Annotated in this window: 19 protein-coding genes; 16 read left to right on the top strand and 3 right to left on the bottom strand. The window is 61.4% G+C overall.

All coding sequences use genetic code 11. The features are described from left to right. Positions 1–37: 37 nt before the first annotated feature. Together F550_RS18985 and cysS are read right to left on the bottom strand one after the other, a co-directional pair. Positions 38–607: a phosphoglycerate mutase family protein gene (locus tag F550_RS18985; RefSeq protein ID WP_018149042.1), complete on the bottom strand. Its 570-nt coding sequence runs from the start codon at positions 605–607 to the stop codon at positions 38–40. A gap of 14 nt (positions 608–621) precedes the next feature. Continuing rightward, complete coding sequence (gene cysS, locus F550_RS0113190; RefSeq protein ID WP_018149043.1) at positions 622–2007, bottom strand: cysteine--tRNA ligase; 1386 nt, start codon at positions 2005–2007, stop codon at positions 622–624. Between the two features lie 397 nt (positions 2008–2404). On the opposite strand from cysS, the gene folE reads away from it, so the two are divergent. From folE to F550_RS0113210, 4 genes are all read left to right on the top strand, one after another. Then, positions 2405–3019: a GTP cyclohydrolase I FolE gene (folE, locus tag F550_RS0113195; protein ID WP_018149044.1), complete on the top strand. Its 615-nt coding sequence runs from the start codon at positions 2405–2407 to the stop codon at positions 3017–3019. A gap of 61 nt (positions 3020–3080) precedes the next feature. Then, the gene (locus tag F550_RS0113200) at positions 3081–3434 is read left to right on the top strand and encodes a hypothetical protein (protein WP_018149045.1); all 354 of its coding nucleotides are present in this window, start codon (positions 3081–3083) and stop codon (positions 3432–3434) included. A 66-nt stretch (positions 3435–3500) separates the two neighbouring features. Next, a complete protein-coding gene (locus F550_RS0113205) occupies positions 3501–4592 on the top strand; it encodes a hypothetical protein (RefSeq protein WP_018149046.1) in 1092 nt (363 codons plus the stop codon). A gap of 107 nt (positions 4593–4699) precedes the next feature. Continuing rightward, positions 4700–5125 carry a hypothetical protein gene (locus tag F550_RS0113210; RefSeq protein ID WP_018149047.1) on the top strand — a complete coding sequence of 142 codons (426 nt, stop codon included), beginning with the start codon at positions 4700–4702 and terminating at the stop codon, positions 5123–5125. A gap of 104 nt (positions 5126–5229) precedes the next feature. Here F550_RS0113210 and hrpB read toward each other — a convergent pair whose 3' ends face one another. Beyond that, positions 5230–7677, bottom strand: a complete 2448-nt coding sequence (gene hrpB, locus F550_RS0113215) for an ATP-dependent helicase HrpB (RefSeq protein WP_018149048.1) — start codon at positions 7675–7677, stop codon at positions 5230–5232. A gap of 131 nt (positions 7678–7808) precedes the next feature. Between hrpB and F550_RS0113220 the strand changes: the two genes are divergently transcribed. The 12 genes from F550_RS0113220 to F550_RS0113275 all read left to right on the top strand — a co-directional run bounded on the left by F550_RS0113220 (position 7809) and on the right by F550_RS0113275 (position 18212). Further along, a complete protein-coding gene (locus tag F550_RS0113220) occupies positions 7809–8540 on the top strand; it encodes a glycosyltransferase family 2 protein (RefSeq protein WP_018149049.1) in 732 nt (243 codons plus the stop codon). 119 nt (positions 8541–8659) lie between these two features. Next, entirely contained in the window at positions 8660–9118 is a 459-nt protein-coding gene (locus F550_RS0113225; RefSeq protein WP_018149050.1) for a hypothetical protein, read from the top strand. A gap of 132 nt (positions 9119–9250) precedes the next feature. Beyond that, positions 9251–11002 carry an alanine/glycine:cation symporter family protein gene (locus F550_RS17880; protein ID WP_018149051.1) on the top strand — a complete coding sequence of 584 codons (1752 nt, stop codon included), beginning with the start codon at positions 9251–9253 and terminating at the stop codon, positions 11000–11002. Between the two features lie 144 nt (positions 11003–11146). Next, positions 11147–12061, top strand: coding sequence for a tyrosine recombinase (locus tag F550_RS0113235; RefSeq protein WP_018149052.1), 915 nt, complete (start codon positions 11147–11149; stop codon positions 12059–12061). Positions 12062–12185: 124 nt separating this feature from the next. After that, on the top strand, positions 12186–12419 hold the full coding sequence (locus F550_RS0113240) for a hypothetical protein (protein WP_156807937.1): 234 nt from the start codon (positions 12186–12188) through the stop codon (positions 12417–12419). A 63-nt stretch (positions 12420–12482) separates the two neighbouring features. After that, positions 12483–13046 (top strand): hypothetical protein, encoded by a 564-nt coding sequence (locus tag F550_RS0113245; protein ID WP_018149054.1) that lies wholly within the window; start codon positions 12483–12485, stop codon positions 13044–13046. A gap of 76 nt (positions 13047–13122) precedes the next feature. Beyond that, positions 13123–13641: a hypothetical protein gene (locus F550_RS0113250; RefSeq protein ID WP_018149055.1), complete on the top strand. Its 519-nt coding sequence runs from the start codon at positions 13123–13125 to the stop codon at positions 13639–13641. Positions 13642–13760: 119 nt separating this feature from the next. Beyond that, the gene (locus F550_RS0113255) at positions 13761–14393 is read left to right on the top strand and encodes a YceI family protein (RefSeq protein ID WP_018149056.1); all 633 of its coding nucleotides are present in this window, start codon (positions 13761–13763) and stop codon (positions 14391–14393) included. An 84-nt stretch (positions 14394–14477) separates the two neighbouring features. Then, positions 14478–15533 carry an HpcH/HpaI aldolase/citrate lyase family protein gene (locus tag F550_RS0113260; RefSeq protein ID WP_018149057.1) on the top strand — a complete coding sequence of 352 codons (1056 nt, stop codon included), beginning with the start codon at positions 14478–14480 and terminating at the stop codon, positions 15531–15533. A gap of 145 nt (positions 15534–15678) precedes the next feature. Next, the gene (locus F550_RS0113265) at positions 15679–16920 is read left to right on the top strand and encodes a cation:proton antiporter (protein ID WP_018149058.1); all 1242 of its coding nucleotides are present in this window, start codon (positions 15679–15681) and stop codon (positions 16918–16920) included. 107 nt (positions 16921–17027) lie between these two features. Then, complete coding sequence (locus F550_RS0113270) at positions 17028–17582, top strand: energy transducer TonB (protein WP_018149059.1); 555 nt, start codon at positions 17028–17030, stop codon at positions 17580–17582. Between the two features lie 63 nt (positions 17583–17645). Beyond that, positions 17646–18212, top strand: a complete 567-nt coding sequence (locus tag F550_RS0113275; protein WP_026180771.1) for a TonB family protein — start codon at positions 17646–17648, stop codon at positions 18210–18212. The last annotated feature ends 30 nt before the right edge of the window (positions 18213–18242 follow it).

Below are 18242 nucleotides of genomic sequence, written 5' to 3' on the forward strand. Positions count from 1 at the left end.
GGCACCGTCCATGACCTCGTTGCATTCTGCAGCGACCTTAGTTGGCAGACAGATCTGTGCTCGACGCCACACCGTATCGCTGGATCTCGCTTCGGGGGCGTCCGGTTCCCAGTCCGTTAATGACGTAGAGACGGTCATACTCGCTTGCCTCGACGATGTCCGGTCCCGGATCGCCGCGGAGAAGGCCTGCGAGCTGCGGCGTCGTATTCGAGTGGCCGACGACGAGCGCCGTTTCGCCTTCTGCCTCTAGCTGGTCTGCAAAACCGGCGAGGTCGCTCGGATCGTAAACCTGCACATCGAGATCGAGCCGATCCGCGAGGGGTTCTGCTGTTTGCATCGTGCGGTGATAGTCCGTCGACCAGACGGCCTCGATACCCGCATTGTCGAGCCGGTCGGCGAGGGCCTCGGCGCGGACGACACCAGCTTCGGTCAGGGCGGGATCGTCCCCGCCCTGTTTCTCGGCGTGGCGGACGAGGTAGACGGTCGCCGCCTCGGGTGCTGCCCCCGTGACGCCGGCATGGGGCGCCGCTTCGGTTGACGAACAGGAGGCGGCGATGAGAGCACTTGCCAACAGAACTGGCAGGATCGGCAGAGCAAATCCCGTCATGGCCGCCACCCTACCTAAACCCGGCGCCAGGTGGACCCACCTGCGCCGTCCATGACCTCAATGCCTTCTGCGGCTAGCTGATCGCGAATGCGGTCGGCTTCTGCCCAGTCCTTGCTGGCGCGAGCATCGATACGCGCTTGCACCAGGGCATCGATACGGGACTTGTCATCCTCGCTGCCGCCTTGTTCCCATTCTGCCGGGGTCAGGGTCAGGAGGCCCAGCCTCTCACCTGCGGCGAGAAGTTCGGCGCGTGCCTTGGCCATCATCGCGGTGTCGCTGGCATCGGCAGCCTGATTGGCTTCGGTGGCGAGACGCGACAGCTCCGCCAGCGCGACGGGCGTATTGAGGTCGTCGCTAAGCGCCTTGTCGATGCTCCTGTCCGTGGCGGTCCCGCCTTCGGCGTCCCAGACGCGGCGCAGGGCGCCGTAGATGCGGCCAAGTGTTGTCTTTGCCTGTTCCAGCAGATCGCGTGTCCAGTCGAGTGGGGCCCGATAGTGGCCAGACAGCAGCGCAAAGCGCAGCACTTCGCCCGGCCAGTCCTCCAGCAGGTCGTGGATCAGCTTCACATTTCCGAGCGATTTCGACATCTTCTCGCCGTCCATGTCGAGAAAACCATTGTGCAGCCAGTAGCGCGCCATGGGCTCGCCATGGGCGCATTCGGACTGGGCAATTTCGTTCTCATGATGAGGAAACTGGAGATCGATGCCGCCCGCATGAATGTCGATTGTCTTGCCAAGATGCGCTGCAATCATCGCAGAGCATTCAATATGCCAGCCTGGTCGGCCGGGCCCCCAGGGGCTGTCCCAGATCGCCTCCTCTGGCTCGCCGTCCTTGGCGAGTTTCCAGAGCGCAAAGTCTGCCGGGTTGCGCTTTTCGTCAGACACCGCAACGCGAGCGCCAGCCTCATTGTCCTCGATATTGCGACCAGAGAGCTTGCCGTAGTCTTCCATCTGGCTGACGTCGAAAAAGACGCCGGACGCCGATTTGTAGGCATAACCTTTGCTGACCAGCTGCTCGGTCAGGCGGACCATCCCGTCAATGTGTCTGGTCGCCCAAGGCTCAATGGTCGGGGGCAGGACATTCAGCGCGACCATGTCGGCATTGTAGATCGCCCCATATTTCTGGGTAATGTCCGAAATCGGGGTGCCTTCCTCGATCGAGCGGGCGATGATCTTGTCTTCGACATCGGTGATGTTGCGCGCATAGACGACAGACGCCTCACCATAGGTGCGCCGAAGCAGCCGGAACAGGATATCGAAGACGACCTGCGGGCGCGCATTACCGATATGCGAATAATTGTAGACCGTCGGTCCACACACATAGAGCGTCACGCGGCTCGCATCCTGCGGTTCGAAGACCTGCTTCTTTCGGCCGAGCGTATTGTAGAGTTTGATGGTCATGAGTGTTTTCTACTGTCAGGAAAGTAAATAGATCGAAACGGGCTGCCTGCGCTCGATACCTTCTATATCAATCGACGCAACAACTCAGTCTGTTTTCTGCCTTCCGCAGCCCATGCCTTCTGCGAAGCTGAGCGCCGGTCCCAGCGCGACGATCAAAAACTCTGATGTCTCGTACAGTCAGACCAATCCAGTGCGGTATGGATCGCGTACAGACCATGTAGTTCCGCAAAGGCAACTCAGGACGCCGCTGGAAATAATGGCGTCTAGCCGTTATATCCTCGCAAACGCCCTGAGGGAAAAATCTGGGCGGGCGTTAAGTCCGGTATTGGGGTGCATAGGGCGCACCCACAGAACATCTGGCTCGACCCCCGTCCCTCAGAAATAGGATGATGTGGCCATGGACGCCATTACGAAAGACGAAAACCGGGGTCAGATGGATCCTGTGAAACGGCCTACGCAGCAGGAAGCCGAAGAGGCTGTGCGCACGCTGCTTGCCTGGGCAGGCGACGATCCGCGCCGTGAGGGGCTGCTCGACACGCCCAAGCGCGTCGTGAACGCCTATAAGGAGTGGTTCCAGGGCTACGAGGAAGACCCGGTCAAATACCTCTCGCGTACCTTTGATGATGTGCAGGGGTATGACGATATGGTCATGCTGCGTGAGATCGATGTTGAGAGCCATTGTGAGCACCACATGGCGCCTTTCCTGGGCACGGCCTATGTCGCTTACATGCCGACCCAGGCGGTTGTCGGCATCTCCAAGATCGCGCGCGTTGTCGAGATTTTCGCCAAACGCCTGCAGACGCAGGAAACCATGACCGCGCAGATCTGCGACGCCATCACAGACAGCCTCGCGCCAGCAGGTACGGCCGTTCTTATCGATGCGGTCCACCAGTGCATGACGACACGCGGCGTTCACCATCCGAACGTCTCGACGATCACGACCCAGTTCACGGGCGTCTTCAAGACGGACAAGGACATGCGCGACCGCTTTCTGCGTCTTGCGGGACGGTAGGCAATACTGCCAATCGGCCGCATTTCTCGTGCCGCCAAAATGACTTAGGAGCCGTCTCATCATGAGGCGGCTCTTTCATTTTCTGGCCCTGCTTGGCCTCTTTGCCTATGCCGCGAACGGGGCGCAGGCGCATCTGCAGATGGCGGCGGGCGAGACGATCGCCATCCCGATCTGCGGTGACGGGCTCAGCCGCACGATCGAAATCTCACTTGGCGGAGAGCCGGAGGACACCTCTGGCGTCACCTGCTGCGGTGACTGTCTCCTCCCGCTGGCGCTCCCCGTCTCGGCCCCGTCCATACCGGTTCGCCTGATTGAGGTGCGTCCCCGCGCATTCGTCCAGGCCCCATACCATATTCATCCACGCTCACCGCTCTGGCCCGGTGCCCCGCCGCAAGGCCCGCCCACTCTCGCCTGATCTGAACAGAAAACGACTTCCCGGCCGCCCTTCATGCGCGGCCCGTTCAATCACGTGAGACATCAGATGAAACTGAAGACACTCTGCGCCGTGGCAGCGCTTAATGCCGCACTCGTCCCCGTAGCTCATGCCCATGAAGGCGATGGCGGAAATGTCACCTATGCCAGCGACCACGCCCCGATTGGCGTCATGGCTGATCATCGCCATAACAAAGGCGAGTGGATGCTCTCCTATCGCTACATGTACATGGACATGGCCGGAAACCGCGATGGCACCAACAGCATCGACCCGGACACCATCGCCACAACCGTGCCCAACCGGTTCGCCGGCGCGCCGATGATGCCGCCGACCCTGCGCGTCGTTCCGCTCGACATGCCGATGAAGATGCATATGGCCGGCGCCATGTATGGTCTGACCGACCGCATCACGCTGATGGGTATGGTAAACTATCACACCAAGCAGATGGATCACCGCACCTACCAGGGCGGCATGGGCACCAATGTGCTGGGCAATTTCACCACCGAAGTCTCTGGCTGGGGCGATGCCAGTCTAGGCGCGATTGTCGGTCTTGATGATGGCAGCCAGCCGCACCGGCAGGTAAACGCGACCCTCATGCTGTCTGTCCCGACAGGCTCGATCACAGAGAGCGATCGCGTCCTGACGCCGATGAATATGCGCCCCCAGATGCGTTTGCCCTATCCGATGCAGCTCGGCTCCGGCACGTTTGACCTGAAACCGGCGCTGACCGCCCGCAGCCGGACCGGTCAGTGGAGCTATGGGGCGCAGGCTTCGGCCGTCATCCGTCTCGGCGACAATGACGAAGGCTATTCGCTCGGCGATGTGTTCGAGGCCACCGGCTGGCTGGCCTTCGAGCCCAAGCCATGGCTGTCGATTTCGGGTCGCCTTAAAGCCAGCACCAAGGGCGCCGTCGATGGGATCGACCCAGCCATCATGGCTCCGGTCCAGACCGCTGATCCTGACAATCACGGCGGCGAAACGGTCGAGGCGCTGTTCGGGGTGAACCTCGCCGGGTCAACCGACTGGCGCAAAGGGCACCGCCTCGCCCTGGAGTTCGGCGTCCCGCTCTACCGCGACCTCAACGGCCCGCAGCTGGAGACCGACTACACGCTGACGCTTGGCTGGCAGAAAGCGTTCTAGTCGTACCGGCCGGGCCCCACACCAGAGGACCCGGCCAATTTCCTGCTTGACCGGGCGGGGCGCGCTGTTATTATCGAAAGTCGATAATAAGAAGAAGGACACCTCCCATGCGTGCAGAACTGGTCCGCGTTGGCCTGCATCAGGTCGATATCAAGATTGTCTCCGATGACGGCGAAATGCACGTGCTGCAATGGCGGCGCAACCTGCTCTGGGATGAGGTCCTGCTCAACGGCAAGCGCCAGGCGCATTCTGGCGGGTTCGCCCGTGAAAAATGCTATGGTCTCGTCTTCGGGAAGGCGCTCGATGGCAGTGGGGGCACCAAGGTCATGCTGCTTCTCGATCCGTCGACCAGCTATGGCAATTGGGGCAATCCGAACCAGCAGCTTTCAGGCGTCCGCCTTGAGACGGCCGATGGTCCTGTCGTCGCCTTCGGCACGCTGGACCCAAAGAACCTCGAAAAGCCGGCCACCTTCTCCGACTGGATGAAGAAGACGATGGGCATGGACTGGGGTGATGAGCGCCGCCCTCACTAACAAACACAGCCTCATGGTGAGCGAAGTCGAACCACGAGGCGGGAAATATCGCGCATCGCCCTCGTCCTTCGACTTCGCTCAGGATGAGGGCGTTTCACTTCCCGTCAATTCTGCGATCCTAACCGCTTCTTTGTCATCCCGACATGCGGTTTTGCGCTCGCTGGATCATCCGGCCAGTCATGCTTGGGGTATTGCGCGCGCATATCCTTCGCCATGTCGCGGTAGCCGCCCGCCCAGAAGCCCGGAAGGTCTTTCGTCACCGCAATCGGCCGCCCTGCAGGTGAGATGAGCTGCAGCGTCACCGGCACCCGTCCATCGGCAATGGCGGGCTGGCGCGTCATACCAAACAGCTCCTGCGCCTTTGCTTCGACCAGGGGCGCGTTGTCGCTCAAATAGTCGACCGGCGCATTGCGGCCGGAGGGCAGCGGCACCACCGCGGGCGTCAGCGTGTCGATCTCCTGCGCCTTTGGCCAGCCAAGCGACTGCTTCAGCGCGTTCAGCACCGCGCCGTCTGAGGGAAACTGGAAAGCGCCGCCACTGAGCGCAGGCGCAAGCCAATCGCCCACAGACAGGCGAAGGCTCTCATCATCCAGATCGGGCCAATCCTCGAAAGCACGAGCGATCAGCTTTAGCCGGGCCAGGAACACAGCCACGGGTTCACCAATTCCGGCGGCGTCGAACCCGTTCTCATGGACGAAGTCGATGAATGCGCTTCTTGCGGCCTCGCCTGATGGTTTCGGGGTCGGTGTTTCAGACAGCACGATCTGGCCGATGGCCTTCACCCGCCGCCCTCGAAAGCTGCGTGTTTCGGGATCAAAGCTCGCCCACTCCTCGGTCGCGGGCGGGAGGAGTTTCAGGACATCTGTTTCGGCAAGCGGGGCGGCCAGTGTGATACGCGCCCGGCCTGCCGCGCCGATCATGTCCGCGACGACAATCCACTGCGAATTGCCAAGCCCTGCATCGCCGGGCAGGTCTCCGGCGCGGCCATTGGCGAGCAGATAGCTCGTATCGGACCCATCCCGGCGCCGCGCGATCTGGCCCGGCCAGGCCTTCGCCAGCAGAAGCGCCGGGTCACCCGAAGGCCGGCCCCCATTGCTCCAGCGCTCCGCCTGGCGTTTTAGCGCCTTTGCCCGTGGGCCATTGTCGCGCTTGAACCCGCTTAGCCGGTCACTGAGGCTGGCAGAGCGGCCACCCATGCCAGCCTCGCTCGCCAGCGCGGCAATCTCTGCGGCCAGCGCGCGTTCGCCATCGCTTGCCGCGCTCGCGACCAGACTTGCATATTTCGGGTCGAGCGGCAGGGCCGCCATCTCCTTGCCGCGCGGTGTGAGTTTCCCCGCCTCGTCCAGCGCGCCATACGCCGCGAGAGCTTCACGGGCCGCTTCAAGCCTCCCGCGTGGCGGCGCGTCCAGCCAGGCCAGCCGGTAAGGATCATCTTCGCCCCACTCAGCCAGCGACAGCAGCAGACCGGAAAGATCAGCGTTCAGGATTTCCGGGACCGGCGCGGCGATCAACCCGCGCGTCTCTTCCTCGTCCCACAGCCTGTAGCAGACGCCGGGTCCAAGGCGGCCTGCGCGCCCGCGCCGCTGGTCCACATTCGCCTTTGCTGCCCTGGTCGTACGCAGCACCTGCGTCCCGCTCGCCGGTTCAAACTCCGGCACGCGCGCCAGGCCGGAATCAACAACGATGTGAACGCCATCAATCGTCAGCGCGCTTTCTGCGATATCGGTTGCCAGCACGATCTTTCGGTGGCCATCGCGGGCAGGGCGGATCGCCTCGTCCTGCTCACCGGGCGACAGCGCGCCGAACAGGGGATGCACACTGACATTGTCTGGCAGGCCTGTCAGCCGCTCTGCCGTCCGCCTGATTTCGCCTGCCCCCGGTAGGAAGCAGAGCAGGGAGCCCGTCTCGGCCCTGACCGCCTTGCCGATGGCGGCGGTCATCTGATCCTCGATCCGGTCGCGCGTGCGGCCAAGATACCTGGTTTCAACCGGGTATTGGCGCCCCTCACTCTCGATCACCGGGGCATTGAGCGATGCGGCGATCTTCTCTGTGTCGAGTGTCGCAGACATGGCAATCAGGTGAAGGTCGTCTCGAAAGACCGATTGGGCTTCAAGTGCCAGCGCAAGGCCAAGGTCGGCGTTCAGGCTGCGCTCATGGATCTCGTCAAAGATGACCGCCGAGACGCCTTCAAGCGTCGGATCAGCCAGAAGGCGGCGTGTGAACAGCCCATCCGTCATCACTTCGACGACAGTCTGTTTGGAAACCTTGCGCTCGATCCGGGTCGAAAGGCCAATGCGCCCACCCGTTTTCTCCCCGATGGTCGATGCCATCCGGTCGGCGGCCATGCGCGCGGCCAGCCTGCGCGGTTCCAGCACCAGCACCTTGCCGGGCAGGGCGTCGAACCCGTCGATCAGGCCGGCGAGCGCGAGCGGTACCCGCGTTGTCTTGCCCGCGCCCGGCGGCGCCGCCAGAACGAGGCGCTTGCGGTCCCTGACCACGGCGCAGATGTCGCGGAGCAGGGCCTCAATCGGAAGGGCGGACGGGTCGGTCATGTGACGCCTCCTACCGCAAAGCCTTTGCCATGGCACGGGCTCTCGCAGTGGCTACCCGCATCCATGGTTTCGCAAATGCGCCGAACGCCTTAAGGAAAGCGGCTATTGTTTCCAGCAAAAGGCGAGGGGCCATGCCTGAAACGCTCGAATTTTCAGTCGTCGTTCCGATGCATAATGAATCCGGCAACGCCGCAGGCCTCATCAGTGAGATCGCGGCGGCGCTGGATGGGCGCGCCTATGAGATGATCATGGTCGACGATGCATCAGGCGACGACACACGCGCCGTGCTTGCTGGCCTGAAGGCTGATTACCCCACACTTCGCGTCCTCAGCCATCGCAGGAATGCCGGCCAGAGCCGCGCAATCCGGTCCGGCATACGGGCGGCGCGGGGGCGTATCGTCGGCACGCTCGATGGCGACGGACAGAACGACCCGGCCGATCTGCCGGATCTCTATCGCACGCTGACCCGCGCAGATGCCCCCGAGAAGCTGGCCATGGTGATGGGCCGCCGCGGCAGCCGCAAGGACACCGCCTGGAAGCGCTTCGGCTCGAAGTTCGCCAACTCAATCCGTCGGCGCCTGTTGCGCGACGATTGCGACGATAGCGGCTGCGGCATCAAGGTGATCAAGCGGGATGCCTATCTTTCGCTTCCCTATTTCGATCACATGCACCGCTATATGCCAGCGCTGGTACAGGCAGAGGGCTATGAGGTTGAATATATGGACGTTAATCACCGCGAGCGCGGCTCCGGGACGTCCAATTATACCAATTTCGGGCGTCTCTGGGCGGCCCTCTCGGACCTGCGCGGCGTGACCTGGCTCATCAGGCGGCGGCGCAACCCGGACGGCGCAGACGAGATCTGAGCCAACAGGCCGGGTTCGCCTCATCCGAGATTCCGCTTAACAGCCCGCATCTGCCGCATTAGGCATGGGTCGTTCGAGGCCGCGACAAGACGGCGGCAGCAGACAAAAGGGACTTCCAGATGCGTGCGCTATTCAGCTTTATCCCGCTCCTGATCATTCCTGTGGCGATCTACAATATCATCGCGCTGACCTATACAGGCAGCACGGTACAGTTCGATTCCGGCGGCAATGTATCGCCTCTGATTGAGCTTTTGTCGGGCTCACTTGTGACCTTTCCCATGATCTCCGGTGTGAACTGGGCGGTCACCAATGGCGAAATGCTTGTCTTCGTGGCGATCACGCTTCTTTTTGTCGAAATCGTGAAATCGACGAGCACGGGGACCTCTTCGATCCTTAACCATGCTGTCTCGATGATCCTTTTCATCGTTTGCCTGGTCGAGTTCCTTCTTCTGCCGAATTTCGCGACATCGACCTTCTTCATTATCACCAGCATGACGCTGCTGGATGTGCTCGCAGGCGTCATCGTGACGATTGTTTCGGCTCGCCGTGACTTTGGTGTCGGCGAAGGCTTTGCCTGAGACCCGCCACTCGAGACAAGATTTGTGCAATCGCAGCGGGGTAGATGAAAAATCTGCCCCGTTTGCGCTTCACAGCGAAGAAAACACGTCTAGTGTCGCGAACCACTGAGTTGAGAGGGAGCCGGAGGGGCTATGGAATCGCTTGTCACGCTGATCGAGAATGTCGCTGGATTTATCTGGGGCGGCACATGGGGCGAAACGGTCGTCATTCCGGGTGAGATTGGTCCACTGGCCATCGTCCTTCTGGGAACCGGTCTCTTTGTTATGGTGCGCTTGGGCGGGCGGCCCGTTCGGCGCTTCGTGCCAGCCCTCGCCGAGGTTTGGCAGGGTCGCAAGTCACAAGGCGATGACGGCGCGATCACACCCTGGCAGGCCCTCTCAACGGCGCTGTCCGGCCAGGTCGGCACAGGTAATCTTGCAGGTGTGGCGACAGCCATCGCGATGGGTGGGCCCGGCGCGATTTTCTGGATGTGGATCACCGCGCTTCTCGGGATGGCGCTGGCATTTGCCGAGAGCTCACTTGCGGTGAAGTACCGCGAAACAGACGAATATGGCCGCATCAATGGCGGCCCGATGTATTACATCAAGAACGGGCTGGGAAAGAAATGGACCTGGCTGGCCGTTATCTTCTGTCTTGGTACGCTGTTTTCAGCTGCGGCCACCGGCTCGATGATCCAGTCCAACTCGATCACGCAGACCGCCATTGAGACGGCGCGGGGCAATTTCGGCTTCTCCATTCCGGCCTGGCTGATCGGTGTCACGATTGCGGGTCTGGTCTTTGCGGTCATTATTGGTGGCATCAAGTCGATCGGCAGCGTTGCAGGCAAGGTCGTTCCTGTAATGGCGGCGGCTTATGTGCTCTGCGCGCTGGTCGTGTTGATCCTTAACGCATCTGAGATCCCGCACGCCTTTGCAGTGATCTTCAAGTCGGCGTTCGGCCTTCAGGAAGTGGTCGGCGGCGCCGCCGGCTATGGCATGATGCAGGCGGTCCGCTTCGGTATTGCGCGCGGCCTTTTCTCGAACGAAGCGGGTCAGGGCTCTGCCCCGATCGCGCATGCTGCCGCGCAGACCAAGAACCCCGTCCAGCAGGGTGAGATCGCCATGATCGGTGTCTTCATCGATACAATCGTGATCTGCACGATGACGGCGCTGGTGATCCTGACGGTCACGGGGGACTTCACCCGCAGTCCGGCGCTGATCGCAGCCAATCAGTGTGTGGAGGAAGGTTATAATACCTTGCCTGCGGGCACCGGTGTGGAGGACCTCTTCCCGTCTGCCTATACAGAGGGAAGAAGCGAGATCATCACCGCGCGCGGCGACGAGGCATCGGCCTTCCTTCAGCAGTGCCGCACCAACGGCCTAAGTCTGGCATCGGATCTTCCGAGCGATGCCGGGGCGGCCGCAGAGCAGGCCTATTTCGACAAGGCGCTCGCGGCGTCGACCGATGCGGCCGTTCTGAATGATGTTCGCTATGTCTACGAGACCGATGCAGAGTCGTCCGGTATCACGGCGCGGGCCTATGGCGCGGCGCTTCCCGGGGGCGAGTGGATTGTAACCATTGCGCTTTTTGTCTTCGCCTTCACCACCATTATCGGCTGGTCCTACTATGGTGAGCAGGCGGTCACCTACCTTGTAGGCGAGTGGGCAACGCATCCATTTCGCTACATCTGGGTCATTGTCGTCTTTGGCGGTGCGGTCATTACCAATACCGATGCGCTCTGGCTTTTCGGGGACATTGCGAACGCGTCGATGGCCTTCCCGAACCTGATCGCCATCCTGGCGCTTTCGGGGGTCGTGGTGGCGATGCACAAGCTGAATGATGACCCGGATCATGGCCATCCGGTGGTGGACAAGTCGGAACCTTCCGACACGCCGGCCGAGTAAAAACCCCGTTTTTCACGGTGTCGCCACGGTGTCTGGGCGGTGTCTGGACGGTGTTTTTGAAGCGATGAACGGGCGCCAGCCAAACTGGCGCCCGTTTTCGCGTTTAAGCGCCCTGTTAAGCATCGAAGGCGCACACTCAAATCCATGAGCGACGCCGCCCGCATAGATGCCTTTCTCGAAATGATGAGCGCCGAGCGTGGCGCCTCTCCCAATACGCTCGATGCCTATGGCAGGGATCTGCGGGATGCCTCCGATGGCCTTCGCGGCAAGCTGACGCGCGCGGACGCAAAAGATGTGTCCCGCTATGTGGCTTCGCTCGGCGCCCAGGGTCTGGCGGCGCGGACGCAGGCGCGGAAGCTCTCGTCTCTCAGGCGGTTTTTCCGGTTTCTCTTTGAAGAGGGCGACCGCAAGGACGACCCGACCTCAAAACTCGAAGGCCCAAAAGCCGGGCGCGATATTCCGGACGTTCTCAGCCGAGAAGAGGTTGAGCAGCTGATCGATGCCTGCGGCGAAGATGTGCGCCTTCGCTGCCTGCTGGAGCTGCTTTACGGCGCGGGCTTGCGGGTCAGTGAGCTGGTCAGCCTGAAGCTTGGCAATCTGCCACGCCGCAAGGGCGGGCAATGGGAAACGCGCGACATCATCGTGCGGGGCAAGGGCGGCAAGGACCGGCTGTGTCCGCTGGGGACGCCAGCGCTCAATGCGATCTCCGACTGGCTGGAGGTGCGCGAAGACAGCCTGCCGAAGAAGACCCTGAAGGCCAATGGAGCGTCAGCCTATCTTTTCCCCTCACGCGGCAAGGCAGGGTATCTGACTCGGCGGAGGCTGGGGCAGTTATTGGATGGCCTGAGCGCCGAGGCAGGGATCAAGCCGTCGCGGGTGCATCCGCATGCGCTTCGCCATGCCTATGCCACGCATCTCCTGCAGGGCGGGGCGGATCTTCGCTCCGTGCAGACGCTTCTGGGGCATGCCGATATTTCCACAACGGAAATCTATACTCATGTGCTGACGGATGCGCTGGCGGAGCTGCTTGATACGTCCCATCCCTTGTCGAATGGGTAAGGGGCAGCGCCGCGGCCAGATTGCTGCATTAAATTTTGCTTAGAGACTCGTGAACGAGAAAATATAGACGCATATTCAGCGAACGGACGATCCGTTGTGGTTGCGTCTTCTGGGAGTGAACTTCGTGTCAGCATATTTACGCGCCGCCGTTGCAGGCATTTTCATGTTTGAAATTTCGGCTGCCTTTCTGATGGGCCTCTCTGCGCTCATCCTTTTTGCGCTCCATGTGACCGGCGTGATCTTCTGGGGTGTCGAGGCGGTGACAGCGATTGTCGCGCTTTATCTGAGCGGTCTCTTCTTCATGAGCGCCCTCAAATATGAGCGTCAGGCCCAGACTGTGGAGCTACGCCGCAGCTAGCCGCCATTGACGTGCCGGTCTTGCGGCGCTGCATTGGCACCAAGCAAGTAACGGTCGTCTCTGATGAAATATGCTCCTGGCCTGATTGGCCTCTCGATTCTTCTCGTGGCCTGCGGCGATGACGACGGAACGCTTCCGCCGCCGCCAGCACCGCCTGCGCCTGAAGAAAGCCCTGCCCGTGTTGAACCGGCTGCAGACGCCCCGAGCGTCTCCATCGATGACTTCGAGCCGTTATTGGGTGATGGGTGGCAAGGCCAGCTTGTCTATGCAGACCCTGATGGGGATGACGGCCGGAGCACGACGCCTGCAGACCTTTCGGTCTCTCGCGATGACCGGACGCTGACGCTCGATTTTTCTTTTCCCGGTGCCCCACAGGGCGATGGAAGCGCGCCGCTGGAATTCTCCGAAGATGGCAGCTGGATCAATGATGAGCGTATTCTGGTTCGCGAGCCCGAGGGTGACGGGCTGATCATCTTGACCCGTCAGGAGTGCATCGAGGGCCGTTACATCGCGACATGCGAATACCTCTACGAGATTTCCGAAAACGCGTTTTCGATTGCCAAAGCCTACCGCATTGCTGGCGAGGAGGAACAGCGTTTCGGGCACCAGTATAGTTTCGAACGCTAGCGCATCCTCGCGGTGCGGACACGAAACGGCCTGCCCGTCGCTGCGAAGACAGAGCCACCATCCAAAGGGGACATGTATGCGATTTGTGACGAGCCTCATCGCAGCCGGGGCGATAACCGCCTGCAGCCAGATGCCCGAAGCTGCAGAGCCGGCGCCCGCGCCGACCGTCGATATGTCAGACCTTGCGAGGCTGGAAGGGGCGTGGACGGGCGCGTTGATCTATCGAGATTACAGCCCCCCGAATGAGGACATCACCATTCCTGCCACCTTGCTAGTGGACCGAGAAGGTGAGGGCCTTCGCCTGAAGCTCAACTTCCCTGACGAGCCTTCCGCCTATGATACTTCCATGCTGACACCGTCGGCAGATGGCCGGATACTGAACAGTGAGAACGTGGTGGCTCGCCAGCAGGCAGGCGAGTGCATCACCCTCGTCACCCAGTCAGGCTGCGAGGATGATGGCCGGGAGGCCGCTTGCGAGATGACCTATGTCCTGTCGCCTGACGTCTTCGAGATGACGAAGATGGTGAGCGTGGACGGTGAGCCGGCATTTCGGCGCAATGCCTATGCATTCGAGCGGGCGGGGACGCCAGATTAAGCTGCTCTTTCCGAAAATTTTGAAGGGCTGAAGGCGCGACCCCACCCGGCGCCTTTCCTTTTCGTGGTGGCTATCCGGCCTAAATCAGGCGTTGCAGCCACTAGAAAGGACCAATGCCCATGACAATGATGCAAGCTTCCCGCACGAGAACGAAACTCACAGCCGTCGCCTCGCTTGGCCTTGCCGGCGCGATTGCCATGGCCCCGGCGGCGATGGCCGAGCCTGAGGCCTATGAGTTCGACACGGCACATACGGCGATCAGCGCCACCTGGAACCATCAGGGTTATTCCGAACAATCGATCTATTTTACCGACTATGACGGCACGCTGATGCTGGACATGGACGCGCCGGAAAATTCTTCCATCGAAATCACGTTCAATCTGGCCGATGGCGGCTTCTGGGTCGGCACGCCGGAAGACGACAAGTTCGAAGGCCATCTTGCCTCCGGAGACCTCTTTAATCTTGCCGATTTCCCGACAGCGACCTTCGTTGCCACATCCTTTGAGACAGAGGATGGCGAGACCGGCACGATGACCGGCGACCTCACCATCAAGGACACGACGCACCCGGTGACGCTGGATGTGACGCTGAACAAGGTGGGGGATGCACAGGGCCGCAAGAAGGCCGGCTTTTCGGCCAGCGGCACGATGATGCGCTCCAACTGGGGCATGGGCTATGCCACGCCAGCGGTTTCCGATGAGCTTGAGCTGGCCATCGAAACTGAACTCCTCGGCCCGGAAGTCGCCGAATAGACTTTCATCCTCTACACAGATTATCCCGGCTGAATTGACCTCAATTCATGCCGGGATATGTTGCGCCGCAACAGGAGGATGAAGATGAGCCAGAAAACACCGCGGAATTTTTTCAAACCGCTCGCCATCGGCGCGCCAGACCCCATGCGGGAGCTGCCGGTCCGGCTGGAGCGGATGATCCATTTCGTGCCGCCGCACCTCGACAAGGTCCGCGCAAAGGTGCCGCAAATGGCGACCCAAGCCGATGTGGTGCTGGCCAATCTTGAAGATGCCATTCCTGCCGATGCCAAGGATGCCGCCCGTGATGGCGCGATCGAAATGGGCAAGATGGTCGACTGGCAGGCCAAGGGGACGGGCTTCTGGAGCCGGGTCAATCCGCTGAACTCGCCCTGGTTTCAGGAAGACGTCTCGCGTCTGGTCCTGGAAGCCGGTGAGCAGCTTGATGTCATCATGCTGCCCAAGGTCGAAGGGCCATGGGATATCCACTTTGCCGACCAGTATGTCGCCCAGCTTGAAGCAAAGGCAGGCCTGAAGCGCCCGATCCTGTTCCACGCCATTCTGGAGACCGCGCAAGGTATGGCGCTGGTCGAGGAGATCGCACTGGCCTCTCCGCGCATGCAGGGCATTTCGCTTGGCCCGGCGGACCTTGCTGCTGACCGGAAGATGAAGACGACGCGCGTTGGCGGCGGCCACCCCTATTACCGCGTTGTCGACGACCCCAATGAGGACGGCTCCAAGCGCGAAAGCGCGCAGCAGGACCCGTGGCACTATACGATTGCGCGCATGGTGGATGCCTGCCGCATGGCCGGGATCAACGCGTTCTATGGCCCGTTTGGCGATATTGGCGATGCCGAGGCGTGTGAGCAGCAGTTCCGAAATGCCTTCCTGCTCGGCTGTTCTGGCACGTGGAGTTTGCACCCAAGCCAGATCGAGATCGCCAAACGCGTCTTCAGCCCGGCGCCGGATGAGGTGAAGTTCGCTCGCCGCATCCTGGAAGCGATGCCGGACGGAACAGGCGTCGCGATGCTGGACGGCAAGATGCAGGATGACGCGACCTGGAAACAGGCCAAGGTCATCTCCGACCTCGCTGATCTGGTTGCCGGCAAGGATCCGGACCTCGCCGCAGCCTATGCGGGTTAGGGCGCGCGGAACGCTTCGGGCACCCCCAGGGAACAAACATCGGCAACAACAGGTAGTACTGCTGTCCACCAGCATTCGCCCGCCCTGCTGAGGGCGGCCGTGTATGCGATGAAGGTGGTCCGGCCCCACGCATGGAAGGTGCCATATGTTTGACCCCTACATCGCCTTCCTGTTGGGGCTGGGTATTGTCGTGCTCCTGGTGGCATGGCTTCCCCAGGCGCTGAAATTAATACCCCTATCGGCCGCCCTCGTCTGTGTGGCGCTGGGGGCCGCCCTTTTCGGATTCGGATGGCTCGGGTTCAATCCAGATCCCCGCACCTATGACACCATCGTGGAAAAGCTCTGCGAAGCGGTTGTCATTATCTCCCTCATGGGCGCCGGCCTGAAGATAGATCGCAAGATCGGCCTGCGGTCCTGGATGACAACCTGGCGGCTGCTTGGCATCGCGATGCCGATCACGATCCTCACCGTGACGCTGCTTGGCGTCCATGCGCTGGGGTTTTCGGTGGCAATGGCGTTGCTGCTTGGCGCGGCCCTGGCGCCGACGGACCCTGTCCTGGCTTCAGATGTACAGGTTGAAAAGCCCCGCGAGGGAGACAGGGGCGAGGTCCGGTTCGGGCTGACATCCGAAGCGGGCCTCAATGACAGTCTGGCATTTCCATTTGTGCATCTCGCGCTGGTCTTCGCATTGGCTGCGGCATCTGCGTCGAGCTGGCCTGACCCGTCGATGCTGGGCGGCTGGTTCCTGGAAGATGTGCTTTGGCGGATTGGCGCGGGGATCGGCGTCGGCTGGCTGATCGGACGAGGGCTTGGCTGGATGACCTTCGGCAGGTCAGGCGCTAAACTGTCGGTGACACGCGACGGGCTTGTCGCCATCGGCGCCACTTTTGTGGCCTATGCAGGCGCCGAACTGGCCCATGGCTATGGATTTCTTGCTGTGTTTGTCGCCGCACTTGTGCTGCGCAATACCGAACGCGATCACGAATTTCATGAAGCCCTGCATGACTTTTCCGCGCAGATTGAACGCATGTTGATGATGCTGGTGCTCGTCCTGTTTGGTGGCGCAATTACAACGGGGCTTCTCGATAGCCTCATCTGGACCGATTATCTCGTTGCGATTGTCATTCTGTTTCTGATCCGGCCAGTGGCGGCATGGATTTCACTGATCGGGTCCGGACATCGCGCCGAAGAGCGCGGCCTCATCTCCTTCTTCGGCATTCGCGGCATCGGATCATTTTACTACATCGCCTACGGTATCAATCACGGTGAGTTCGGATCAAGTGAGCGGCTATGGGCCATCGCCGCGCTGATCGTGCTCATGTCCGTCATCATTCATGGTATCACAGCCACGCCTGCAATGGGCTGGCTGGACCGAAAGCGAAGTTGATGGCCGCTCACGCGATTACGTAGCCGGCAAGGACCCGGATTTGGCAAAAGCGTCCGCTTCGGGCTAGGCTCGGGGGTGTATCCAAGAGCAATCACGGAGTGCACCGCATGACCAAACTATCAAAAATCCTTGCAATAACAGTCGCCGGCGCCGCCTTTGCAGGCGCTGCGAGCGCGCAGATGGACTATCACGGCTTCAACCCGGAAACGGTCGATGCCCTGAATGAGCGCATCAATGAGCCGCTGACCAGCGAGCAGCTGGAACTTCTCAGTGCGCACCGCGACATCGAGGCCTGCGGCGGCGGGTCCGTCGTCGAAATGCTGGCGCCTGAAGGCTGGGACGCGCGGGTAGAGATTTCCAATCCGGTGGGCGGCGATGTCGTCATGCCGGTCCCGACAGGCCCGCTCGCGCCCGAATATCCGCCGCTCTACAATGCGCTTGGCATTGAGGGCGCCTGTGAGACCATTTTCAGTGTCAGCGCGGCAGGTGAAACCGAAGATGTGCTGGCAAGCTGTACGCTGCCGCAATTTGCGGCCTCTGCGACGGAGGTGCTGCAAGCGCTCGAGTTTGAGCCGGCTGAAGGTCAGGACACGGCCGAGACGGCTGATATCCTGCTGCCGATGAATTTCTGCCTCGAAGGGGCCGAGGGGCCGGGCGAATAATCGTTTGAGCTGCTGGGCCGTCTCATCAGGATGGCCCGGATACCCTTCTACAAAGGACCCATCATGAAATTCCATCATATCCTGCCCGGCGCGTTTATCCTGGCGGGACTTTCGTCCTGCGCGGTTGATCCGAATGCCTATGGCCCCGCACCGGGTCCAGCCCCTGTCATGAGCGATCCTCGGCCTGAAACGCCAATTGCGCAGGCCGGACAGATTGCAGCCTGTGGTCATCCGGGCGCGGCGCAGGCGACGCTGCGTTATCCAGATGGCTGGCAGGCCCGTCTTGCAAAAGCCCCTTCGGCGAGGAGCAGCGGCGGTGATGAATTGCTGGGCGGTGTGCCGGAGCCGGATGCGGTTGCGGCGCCAGATGCAGAGCCGCTGGCACCGCCGCAGCCTGTCTATCCGGCCGGGGCAGAGGCCGCTGGCCAGGAAGGACGCTGCGAGATCCTGATGAATGTCGATACGTCTGGCCTGCCGCAGAACATTCTGACGGCTTGTTCTGCGCCCCAGTTCAATGCGCCGACGTATCAGGCAGCGACACGTCTGCAGTTTGCTCCGCCTCGGGAAGGCGGTCGGTCTGTACGGCTGGTCAATGTCGTCTATCCGGTCACATATTGTCTGAACCCCTAAAGGGGAGTCGGACCGCCAGCCTCCTGGAGC

It is taken from the genome of Henriciella marina DSM 19595 (assembly GCF_000376805.1).
Classification (GTDB): Bacteria; Pseudomonadota; Alphaproteobacteria; order Caulobacterales; family Hyphomonadaceae; genus Henriciella; species Henriciella marina.

Bases quoted from the DNA above. Each gene is read 5' to 3' on its own strand.
- F550_RS0113235 (WP_018149052.1), top strand. From the start codon at position 11,147: ATGAGCGACGCCGCCCGCATAGATGCCTTTCTCGAAATGATGAGCGCC.
- F550_RS0113265 (WP_018149058.1), top strand. From the start codon at position 15,679: ATGTTTGACCCCTACATCGCCTTCCTGTTGGGGCTGGGTATTGTCGTG.
- F550_RS0113275 (WP_026180771.1), top strand. From the start codon at position 17,646: ATGAAATTCCATCATATCCTGCCCGGCGCGTTTATCCTGGCGGGACTT.
- hrpB (WP_018149048.1), bottom strand. From the start codon at position 7,677: ATGACCGACCCGTCCGCCCTTCCGATTGAGGCCCTGCTCCGCGACATC.
- F550_RS0113210 (WP_018149047.1), top strand. From the start codon at position 4,700: ATGCGTGCAGAACTGGTCCGCGTTGGCCTGCATCAGGTCGATATCAAG.
- F550_RS0113220 (WP_018149049.1), top strand. From the start codon at position 7,809: ATGCCTGAAACGCTCGAATTTTCAGTCGTCGTTCCGATGCATAATGAA.
- F550_RS0113255 (WP_018149056.1), top strand. From the start codon at position 13,761: ATGACAATGATGCAAGCTTCCCGCACGAGAACGAAACTCACAGCCGTC.
- F550_RS17880 (WP_018149051.1), top strand. From the start codon at position 9,251: ATGGAATCGCTTGTCACGCTGATCGAGAATGTCGCTGGATTTATCTGG.
- F550_RS0113250 (WP_018149055.1), top strand. From the start codon at position 13,123: ATGCGATTTGTGACGAGCCTCATCGCAGCCGGGGCGATAACCGCCTGC.
- cysS (WP_018149043.1), bottom strand. From the start codon at position 2,007: ATGACCATCAAACTCTACAATACGCTCGGCCGAAAGAAGCAGGTCTTC.
- F550_RS0113270 (WP_018149059.1), top strand. From the start codon at position 17,028: ATGACCAAACTATCAAAAATCCTTGCAATAACAGTCGCCGGCGCCGCC.
- F550_RS0113205 (WP_018149046.1), top strand. From the start codon at position 3,501: ATGAAACTGAAGACACTCTGCGCCGTGGCAGCGCTTAATGCCGCACTC.
- F550_RS0113260 (WP_018149057.1), top strand. From the start codon at position 14,478: ATGAGCCAGAAAACACCGCGGAATTTTTTCAAACCGCTCGCCATCGGC.
- folE (WP_018149044.1), top strand. From the start codon at position 2,405: ATGGACGCCATTACGAAAGACGAAAACCGGGGTCAGATGGATCCTGTG.
- F550_RS0113225 (WP_018149050.1), top strand. From the start codon at position 8,660: ATGCGTGCGCTATTCAGCTTTATCCCGCTCCTGATCATTCCTGTGGCG.
- F550_RS18985 (WP_018149042.1), bottom strand. From the start codon at position 607: ATGACGGGATTTGCTCTGCCGATCCTGCCAGTTCTGTTGGCAAGTGCT.
- F550_RS0113200 (WP_018149045.1), top strand. From the start codon at position 3,081: ATGAGGCGGCTCTTTCATTTTCTGGCCCTGCTTGGCCTCTTTGCCTAT.
- F550_RS0113245 (WP_018149054.1), top strand. From the start codon at position 12,483: ATGAAATATGCTCCTGGCCTGATTGGCCTCTCGATTCTTCTCGTGGCC.